This is a genomic window from Tropicibacter sp. S64 (assembly GCF_049803835.1).
In the GTDB taxonomy this organism is placed as follows: domain Bacteria; phylum Pseudomonadota; class Alphaproteobacteria; order Rhodobacterales; family Rhodobacteraceae; genus Pacificoceanicola.
On the sequence record NZ_JBNAGK010000033.1, the window covers coordinates 1 to 6,739 of the forward strand.

The window sequence follows — 6,739 nt, forward strand, 5'->3', positions numbered from 1 at the left end:
TCCTACCACCCCAGCCAGTTCTTCCTGACATGATGCGGCTCCACCTGATCGGAGCCGGAATGCCCCACGAAATGCCCCCGTCCAGATGGGCAAGTTTGTGACCGCCCCCTTGTGATCCTGCCCCTCCTGTGTCCGGTACTTGCCTACCTAAAACAGGTATAAGTAATGGATAAGAAAGCAGGAAAGAGAGGGTAAGAAGGGGTATCCTAGTAGGTAGCCCTACCATGTCCGATATGGTGGAAGGCTGACTGCTGTACAAAAAAGTCAGCCATCAGTTGAGAATTTCACTCTACCCAAGGATGCACCCGGAACGTTTGCAGCACCACCCCAAGATCAGCAGGAAACAGGCATTAGTAATGGATAATATTGCATGGAAGAGACCCTAAGAAGGGGTATCCCTGATGGGTCTCCATAGGAAGAGTGGCAAGCTATCCTCCTGGGGTTGAGTGCCTGTCACAAGTTGGGGGCTGCAACGATGCAAGCAAGCTCCTACTTGCTGAGGTCCCTGCTGCCACTCTCCTGGACCCCGGCCTTGCCCCCTCGGAACGACTACTTCGCCAACGCTGTTCGCCCCATAGACAACCCCTACTACTCCCGTCCTATCGACGTGCATCGGTGGTCTGACCATCCAGAGGTCAAAGAACTGACCGACAAGGTGTGGGATCATTTGCCGGAGGACATAACGGGGGTCAGAGGGAACGGCGGGAAGCGGTCGTTCGCTGCGCCCTGGATGAACAGGAGCGGTGCGCAGGAGGCGGACTTTTTGGAAAGCTGAGGCCCACGGACGCGTTGAGCGTTCAGGATGGCCCTTGGCTGCCGTCCTCCTTTTGATCTGAAAGCTGCGTGCGCATCACGCGCAGCTTCGTTTCGCTGCGATCGCGGGCCCTCCATAGCAAGAACCCACAGTCCTTTCTAAACTTAAATTTCCCAAGACCTCTGACGTCACAAACACCGAGGGTTCGAGCAAGTTCGCTCTGTACCCAATGAGCCGTAAAAGCAGTAATTCATTGCAAGTGAGCCTCAAAGGTTTGACACTGAGTAAGTCAGTCAAAGACCAAAAAAATCTGGAGTGTCACTTGTCCGAGTTAGACCAAGCTCATGATCGCCTTAGGGCACTTTCTGAAAGCGTTTGTCAGCATCGCGCGCAGATCGTGTCCGAAGAAGATTCTAAAGTACAGATCATCACAAACATTCTTACAAATGTCTTGGGGTGGGAGACCACAGATATCAGCTCAGAGAGGAAACACGAGAGTGGCTATTCCGACTACATCATGAGTATGCGAGGAAATCCGACATTTGTCGTCGAAGCGAAGCGACAAGGCATCTTTGACATTGCAGTAGCGGAAAAGGCAAAGTTTCGTACTTTGCGGGTTTCTGGCCCCGCATTGAAGTCGGCAGCGCCTGGAGTACAACAAGCCTTTTCGTATGCAAGTGAAGAAGGACTCCCGTTCGCAGTACTCACCGATGGTTTTTCATGGGTAGTTTTCAAAACGCATGTCCCGGGTAAGAACTACCGAGAAGTGGAGGCGTTTGTATTTCCCTCGCTGGAAGCCGTATTTGAAGACTTCTCGATATTCTTTGATCTATTAGCAAAAACTCAAGTAGCGAAGCGAGTCTATGTTCAAATGTTTGACGAGCTTCATAACCAAAGAAGTGCCTTCGAACGAAAGCTTGTCTGCCCGTTTGATGAATCTGAAATTCGTATCGCTCAAAAGTCCGCGCTAGCATTCGACCTTGATCGCGTTTTTGATGTGTACTTCGGGCGTATGCGAGGAGACGATGACCCTGATCTTCTCATAGAATGTTTCGTCGAGACTCGCGAAAGTAGGGTTGCCGACTTTTCTCTAGAAAAGATGACGGCGCGGGTTCTAGGTAACATCAATCCCGCTGCAAACGACCTCGACGACCATCTAGAAGATATCGTGCGAAATTCCGTAGACGTCGATGAAGGGCAAACAGTGTTCATCGTGGGGCCAACTGGAGCAGGAAAAACGACTTTTCTGGATCGATTCTTCAGAAAGACATTGTCAAAGAGCCTACGAGACCGCTGCGTCACCGTTCGTGTCAGCTGTTTGGATGCATCTGGTGACCAGGATAGCATGGTCGCTTGGGCGATCGACAGATTGATCGAAGAGATTGAACGTGAAGTTTTTGATAGTGGAGCAGCCACTTGGGATGACTTGGTTGGGATGTACTTCCGCGAATACCGCAGGCGTGCTGAGGGGACTGGCGCAGAACTATATAAATCAGACAAGGCGGCGTTCAAAATCGAGTTTGGAAAGTTTTTGGAAGACCGAGTGGAGAACGACCGGGAAGGCTATCTCAAACGGTTATTGGCTGATATTGTTTCGAACCGTGCCAAACTACCAATTCTAATAATCGATAACATTGATGAATTCTCGTTCGAGCAAAAGACTGACATCTTTCAGTTGGCGCAAGCGTTGAGAAGATATGCAAAGCATGCATTGGTGATCTTTCCTATAACTGACAAATCGGCGTGGGCGTTTTCGAAGTCAGACATTTTCGGGATATATTCCTCAAGGTCTTTTTTCCTCCCGACACCGTCTCCTCGGGACGTTTTTCGGAAACGTATCGAGTACCTAAGATCAAAGATCGACGTATTCGACACTGAAGCCGACAGGAAAAATTACTTCACTTCTAAGGGCATAAGAGTATCGATTGAAAACCTCGATGGGTTTGCAGCTGTCCTCGAGCAAGTTTTTGTCGATCACGAGTTTACTTCGAAGACGCTTGGAGAGCTATGCAACTACAACATACGGCGCACACTCTCACTGGCGCGCCGAGTTATGACATCTGCTGTTTTTAGCGTGGATCAATTGATTACAACTTATGTCGCGGGCCAACCAGTTTCGATTGGATATCTCAAGTTTACAAATGCTCTGCTAAAAGGTGACTACGCAATTTTTCGGCAATCCGATCAACACGAAGTCTTCCCTATCTTTCAGATTGATAAAAGCTACCAAGAGTCACCGCTACTTGCTCTTCGTATCCTGTATTTTCTTGAGGCGGTTGCCCTCACAGAGCGAAACATCGAAGACAAGCACGTCAGTGTTCAATCGATTATTGACTACTTTGATGTTCTTGGATGTTCAGAGGCAGCCTGTCTTAGCGTGCTCAATAGGCTATTCTTGGCCCGCCTGATAGAACCCTACGATGTATCTGTTCCAAACGTCGCGTCGGGGCAGAAACTGGCCATTACATTTTCCGGCAAAGCCCACGTTCAACTTGCAACGACGAACCGAGCTTTCTTCTCTCAAATGGCTTTGACGACATCGATAACCGACGAAAGCAAGGCCGATGAGATTAGCCAAGCTTATCTTTCGAAGAGTCCCTCAAAAGACCGGCACGACACCATCAGAAAAACGTTTGCTGACTATCTTCTGATAGAAGATGCACAACATCTCCAACACACTACCAGCTCCTCAGCCTACCAGGGCCAATCCGAGCTTATCGGGTTCATTAGAAGACTCGGAGCAGCTGACAATAAGACGAAAGGCGGTGCCACCGACATCATATCTATTTCAAAGCGAAATGTCGTTGGAGTTGTAGATTGGTTTGATGCAAAGAAGGGATTCGGTTTTGTTGAAATTGGTGGTGTGAGTGGAGGCGTATTTGTTCACATTGAAACGGTTAAGTCCTCGGGACTTGATGTGCTCAACGATGGAGACGATATCGTTTGTGACATTGGGTCTTCATCAAAAGGCCTCTCTGTTCAAAAGATTCACACAATCAGAACCGACCCCACGGAGATTGACATCGTCAAAGCTCAGGTCATTAGGGTTTTTCATGACCGTCGATATGGATTCGTTCAAATAGAAAATTCAGATCGCACAGCTTTTTTTCACTTTTCGGTTCTCAGCACATCTGACTTAAAGATGATGGAAGTTGGACTTCGGATAAAGGTCGAACTCAAAATGGATAAGGGTGGTACTGCAACTCAGGTGCGACGAATACTGAAAGTTTACGAAGCCAAAAATTGACATTGTGGGCGACAGTACTTACTAGAACAAAAAATTTTTGCAATCGGCCATTTTTGAAAAACGACTAAAGCTTCGCTTTTTCTGGGAAACCCTCCTTTGCCGCCTTCCAGCGAGACCAGACAATGACTGAATTCATTTTCGCTTGCGGCTGAAAGTGATCAAAGGATGCACCAAGCGCCAACGGCAGCAGGGGGCCGTCCTCAAAAATCCGTCGTGAGCACTTTGATGCGACCCGCCGCATCGAACAGCTTGGCGTCGTGTTTCTCAGAAGCTTTCTGTTGCACCGCCGACAACCCGTAGTCCTGAATCGCCTCCTGTGAACTGACCACAACGACGCGTCTGTCGCCATCGAATGCCTCCAATAGCGTTTCAAACTCCGGGGAACTTCCCTGTCTTCCGGAAAAAGTAAGTGACAATGATCAGACCTCCAAAAATTTTCCGCAACCAGTCACCAGAAAAAATTTCACCTGCAACTTACCTAGATCGTGCGCTGATCGATCCGAGATCGCAGTATCAACCGAAATTTAGCAGACTTGCAAGTTTAGCAGGCCATCTCGCCATTCGAATGGCCGCAATGCGAAAGCTGCACTGCGGCGTCTGGCTGGCGTTGGTGTGGCAGGTTAGGGCCGTTCGCCTCTATTCAGTCAAGGCCATCATTGGCCTAGTCCTGCTGATCGTCCCAAGAGACCATGCCCAATTCAATCAGGTCCGGATCATCCTCACGACACAATGGAGAAATGCTTCGCCCTGTCTCCTCTTGATAGAAAAAAACCCGTTCCATGTACCCTTTGCAACGTGGCCCGACATGGTTCTCCACGTGCCCGTATAGGTCTAGCAGTGACACTGGCGAGTACTCGGGCAGGTAAGGAAGCTTGATGGCAGTCTCGAGCCGCTGCCCTACAATCGCTTCAGAGGCGTCCTTCATGACCTCCTGTAGCTTATAGGCTTTGCGGAAGTCGATGATGTAGCTGTCATGCACCGAGAGGACTGGCACGCCCTGTTTCGTGAAGTGACTGTGGACGCGGGCCGTGATCTGACTGTCCAGGTTCATCAAGCGGATACCCTGATCCGAGAAGAGATAGCCCTCCAACAACGGGTTACGTTCAAGGAAAGCAGCCAGCAGCTTGTCCAACTGCTTATTGGTCATTCTCTTGCCCACGTGGCCAGCCGGAAATTCCTTCCTGAATGCACTGTAGGCTGACGATTTTTCCTTTGCGTTGATGGAAGTAAGGGCCAACGTCTTGATAAACGTTCTGATTAAACCCTGTGGAAAGCTTGAAAATCCCTCTACCTGAATATCATAGGGGTCGTGGTCCATGACCTGCCCTTGTTCTGCATAGAGGAGGGCGATGTGTAGACCCTTGAAGTCCACCTCGACAGTCGGCTGATCGTCGATGCTGATTTGCGCCCGATGTTTACCGGGAAGCCGTTGCCACCAGCCTCCGTAGAAGCGCCCGTTCAGCGACCAGTCACCACGACTGAAGACACGGTGGGTCCTTGAATAGTCCTTGCCGATCCAGACCAGAGATGCCGGATTCGTTGGGTCCACCTGCACTGCATGGTGCTCAAGAGTAAACACGTCAATGAAAGAAGATGCTAGAAGATCGTTGTACGCTTTCAGCTCCTCTCTCATCTGGTTGGTCGCTTCTGTGTCTTGATATTCGACTTTTCGCTCTTTCTCCGAGCGAAGCACGATCAGTTCCTCCCCTAGGGCACGGGTGATGTCACCACGCCCGAACTTGGCTTCTCCGAACCAGTTTTGCAGGGCTTTGGAGGCTCTGATACGTGTCGTCCTGTTGGACTTGGCCCCCGGTCCCTTGTAGCTGCCTCGTGCTTTGTCGAGCAGACCTGCCTCATGCAGTGCCTTGATAATCGGGATCAGCTTCTTGGACAGGTGGAGAGCGTTGTACCGGGAGTTCGCCTTCCACGCATTCATGGACATCGAGACACCGATGCTCAGTTCCGGTTCATACAACCAAGCAACATAGAGGTCCAGCAGCAGCACCCGCAGTTGCTTCTTGTAGGAGGTTTTTGGTTTCGGTCCTATGGCCCCCGCGATCTTGTCTGGCAGGTGATCCCACACCTTGTCGGTCAGTTCTTTGACCTCTGGATGGTCAGACCACCGATGCACGTCGATAGGACGGGAGTAGTAGGGGTTGTCTATGGGGCGAACAGCGTTGGCGAAGTAGTCGTTCCGAGGGGGCAAGGCCGGGGTCCAGGAGAGTGGCAGCAGGGACCTCAGCAAGTAGGAGCTTGCTTGCATCGTTGCAGCCCCCAACTTGTGACAGGCACTCAACCCCAGGAGGATAGCTTGCCACTCTTCCTATGGAGACCCATCAGGGATACCCCTTCTTAGGGTCTCTTCCATGCAATATTATCCATTACTAATGCCTGTTTCCTGCTGATCTTGGGGTGGTGCTGCAAACGTTCCGGGTGCATCCTTGGGTAGAGTGAAATTCTCAACTGATGGCTGACTTTTTTGTACAGCAGTCAGCCTTCCACCATATCGGACATGGTAGGGCTACCTACTAGGATACCCCTTCTTACCCTCTCTTTCCTGCTTTCTTATCCATTACTTATACCTGTTTTAGGTAGGCAAGTACCGGACACAGGAGGGGCAGGATCACAAGGGGGCGGTCACAAACTTGCCCATCTGGACGGGGGCATTTCGTGGGGCATTCCGGCTCCGATCAGGTGGAGCCGCATCATGTCAGGAAGAACTGGCTGGGGTGGTAGGA

The 6,739-nt window shown here is 50.5% G+C and carries 3 protein-coding genes; 1 reads left to right on the forward strand and 2 read right to left on the reverse strand.

What is annotated here, in order from left to right; all coding sequences use genetic code 11:
• Window positions 1-983: 983 nt before the first annotated feature.
• Window positions 984-4,001: a cold shock domain-containing protein gene (locus tag ACP159_RS25545; RefSeq protein ID WP_425102494.1), complete on the forward strand. Its 3,018-nt coding sequence runs from the start codon at window positions 984-986 to the stop codon at window positions 3,999-4,001.
• Between the two features lie 200 nt (window positions 4,002-4,201).
• On the opposite strand, the gene ACP159_RS25550 is transcribed toward ACP159_RS25545, so the two are convergent.
• Both ACP159_RS25550 and ACP159_RS25555 read right to left on the reverse strand, forming a co-directional pair.
• On the reverse strand, window positions 4,202-4,417 hold the full coding sequence (locus tag ACP159_RS25550) for a hypothetical protein (RefSeq protein ID WP_425102495.1): 216 nt from the start codon (window positions 4,415-4,417) through the stop codon (window positions 4,202-4,204).
• 245 nt (window positions 4,418-4,662) lie between these two features.
• Complete coding sequence (locus ACP159_RS25555) at window positions 4,663-6,264, reverse strand: hypothetical protein (protein ID WP_425102496.1); 1,602 nt, start codon at window positions 6,262-6,264, stop codon at window positions 4,663-4,665.
• Between the last annotated feature and the right edge of the window lie 475 nt (window positions 6,265-6,739).